The sequence below is a fragment of the Geomonas sp. genome (assembly GCF_056994735.1).
This window is the reverse complement of sequence record NZ_JBXKJL010000101.1, coordinates 1-3,226: the sequence shown is the minus strand read 5'-3', so window position 1 is coordinate 3,226 and position 3,226 is coordinate 1. Positions and strand designations below refer to the sequence as shown.

The window sequence follows — 3,226 nt, the reverse complement described above, 5'->3', positions numbered from 1 at the left end:
AACTACTTCGAAGGCTACCTTGAGCCGGTCTTCGCTTACTCCAACGCATACGTGCTGCAGCATGCACACGGCGCACACCCGAGCCACGCCGTCGAGTGGGGCCTCATGGGCACCTCCGTGGTCATCGCCTGCGCAGGCATCGCGGTCGCCTACGCTCTCTACATCGTCAACCCGGCCATCCCGGAGAAATTCGTCGCGACCTTCCCGGTGCTGCACCGCGCGGTCTACAAGAAATGGTACGTCGACGAGATCTACGACTTCGTGTTCGTCAACCCCTGCAAGGCGATCGGCACCTTCCTCTGGAAAGGGTTCGACGTCCTGGTGGTGGACGGGATCGTCAACGGCGTTGCGGCCATCGTGCGCGGCTTCTCCGGCATCCTGCGCCACGTGCAGACCGGTATGGTCCACAACTACGCCTTCACCATGGTGCTGGGCGTGGTGGTGATCGTCGCCGCCTACCTGTTCCGTTAATAGAGAAAACAGCCATACATTTTGACCAGTAAGTTAAAGGAGCAAAGTAAATGAGCCAGCTACCGTTACTGAGCATACTAACCTTCACGCCGCTGATTGGAGCGATCCTCCTCCTCTTCGTGCCCAAGAACAACCACGGCGCGCTCCGTGGCCTCGCCCTGGCGGTGTCGGTGGTGACGTTTGCCGCTTCGATCCCCCTGATCACCGGCTACAACCCGGCCGACCAGGCTAACGGCGGCTACCAGTTCCTCGAGAACGTGCCCTGGATCGCGGCAGGCCCGTTCCAGATGAGCTACCACCTGGGCATCGACGGGATCTCCCTCTGGCTCGTTATCCTGACCACCTTCATCATGCCGATCGCGATCCTCTCCACCTGGACCGCGGTCGAAGAGAAGGTGAAGGAGTACATGGTCTGCCTGCTTCTCCTCGAAGTCGGCATGATCGGCACCTTCGTTTCGATCGACCTCTTCCTCTTCTACATCTACTGGGAAGTCATGCTGATCCCGATGTACTTCATGATCGGCATCTGGGGCGGCAAGAACAGGATCTACGCGGCCCTCAAGTTCTTCATCTACACCATGGTCGGCTCGCTCCTCATGCTGGTCGCTTTGATCGCCCTCTACTTCAAGGCGGGCGGCGGCGACTTCAGCATCCTGCGCTTCTACGACCTGAGCCTCGACCCGGTCACCCAGACCTGGATGTTCCTGGCCTTCGCACTGGCCTTCGCCATCAAGGTCCCGATGTTCCCGCTGCACACTTGGCTTCCTGACGCACATACCGAGGCTCCGACCGCAGGCTCCGTGATCCTGGCCGCCGTCATGCTGAAGTGCGGTACCTACGGCTACGTCCGCTTCGCGATGCCGCTCTTCCCGGACGCCCAGGCCAAGTTCATGCCGCTCATCGCCACCCTTTCCGTGATCGGCATCGTCTACGCCTCACTGGTCGCCATGATGCAGAAGGACGTCAAGAAACTCGTCGCCTACTCTTCCGTAGCGCACCTGGGCTTCGTCATGCTCGGCATCTTCGCCCTCAACCAGCAGGGTGTCCAGGGCGGCATGCTGCAGATGCTCAACCACGGTGTCTCCACCGGCGCACTGTTCCTTATCGTCGGCTTCATCTACGAGCGCCGTCACACCCGCGAGATCTCGGAGTTCGGCGGCCTCGCCAAGCAGATGCCGGTCTTCGCCGTGATGTTCATGATCGTCACCTTCTCCTCCATCGGCCTCCCCGGCACCAACGGGTTCGTCGGCGAGTTCCTGGTGCTGATCGGCGCCTTCGAGAGCAAGATGCGCGTCTACGCCATCATCGCCTCCAGCGGCGTGATCCTCTCCGCGGTCTACATGCTCTGGATGTTCCAGAGGGTCATGTTCGGCGAGCTGAAGAATCCGAAGAACCAGGTGCTGAAAGACCTGAACGCGAGGGAAGTGGCCATCATGCTGCCGCTGCTCGCCCTGATCTTCTTCATCGGCGTCTACCCGCGCCCCTTCATCGACAGCATGGCGCCGTCCATCGACAGGCTGATCGCGCAGTGCCAGAGCAAGAAGCAGGTTGCCATGGTTATGCCCGCAGCAGCTCCGGCCGCTGTAGTGATAGCTCCGGCAGATCCCCATGCAGCTGCACCGGTTGCAGTCGCACCGGCCGCTCACGAAGTCAAATAGAACCGCTTAGAAATAGCTGACGGAGGATTATAGATGGAAACAATTGCTATGCCAGCCATTAACCTAGCAGCGATCATGCCTGAGGTCATCCTCTCGGTAGTCGCCATGGTGCTGCTGCTCGTCAACGTCTTCGTTCCGAGCGAAAACAAGGGGTACCTCGGGTACCTGAGCATCATCGGACTCGCGGTGACCGCGGCAAGCGTCGTGGGTGGCTGGGGAACTCCGCAGGCAGGGTTCAACGGCGCGGTAGTGCAGGATAACTTTGCGATCTTCTTCAAGGTGATCTTCCTGCTCTCGGCCGGCCTGGCGATCCTGATCTCCGACCGCTACATGTCCCAGGAAGGGTGCAACCAGGGCGAGCTCTACCCCCTGATCCTCTTCTCAACCATCGGCATGATGCTGATGGCCTCCGGGACCGACATGATGGTCATCTTCCTGGGCCTCGAGCTTCTCTCCGTCTGCCTCTACGTGCTGGCGGGCTTCAACAGGGATAGCGTCAAGTCCAACGAAGCGGGTCTCAAGTACTTCCTCCTGGGCTCATTCTCCACCGGCTTCCTGCTCTACGGCATGGCGCTGACCTACGGCGCGACCGGCAGCACCAAGCTCGCCGCCATCTACGCCTACGTAAGCCAGAACCAGGCAGTGGCAACCAACCCGATCTTCGTGGTGGGCATGCTCCTGATCGCCGTCGGCTTCAGCTTCAAGATTGCCGCCGCACCGTTCCACATGTGGACCCCGGACGTCTACCAGGGCGCACCGACCCCGGTAACCGCCTTCATGTCGGCCGGCCCGAAAGCCGCAGGCTTCGCCGCCTTCATCCGCGTGATGATCTTCGCCTTCCCGATGCTGAAAGGGAACTGGACCGAACTCCTCTGGGTCCTCGCAGTGCTGACCATGACCGTCGGTAACATCATTGCCCTCTCCCAGGACAACATCAAGAGAATGCTCGCCTACTCCTCCATCGCCCATTGTGGTTATGCGCTGGTAGGCTTCACCGCCTGCAACGCCGAAGGCGCCGCCGGCATCCTCTTCTACATGCTCTCCTACACCTTCATGAACATCGGCGCCTTCGCCGTCGTGGTCCTGATCGGCAAGAA

The 3,226-nt window shown here is 60.4% G+C and carries 2 protein-coding genes and 1 pseudogene; all 3 read left to right on the top strand.

The window, feature by feature from the left end; genetic code table 11:
- Positions 1–471, top strand: a pseudogene (locus AC11W3_RS04710) (NADH-quinone oxidoreductase subunit L); the annotation flags it as partial.
- A 50-nt stretch (positions 472–521) separates the two neighbouring features.
- A complete protein-coding gene (locus AC11W3_RS04705) occupies positions 522–2,129 on the top strand; it encodes an NADH-quinone oxidoreductase subunit M (protein WP_484092576.1) in 1,608 nt (535 codons plus the stop codon).
- 33 nt (positions 2,130–2,162) lie between these two features.
- The coding region (locus AC11W3_RS04700) for an NADH-quinone oxidoreductase subunit N (protein WP_484092575.1) at positions 2,163–3,226 on the top strand (1,064 nt) is incomplete at its 3' end.

Bases quoted from the DNA above. Each gene is read 5' to 3' on its own strand.
- AC11W3_RS04705 (WP_484092576.1), top strand. From the start codon at position 522: ATGAGCCAGCTACCGTTACTGAGCATACTAACCTTCACGCCGCTGATT.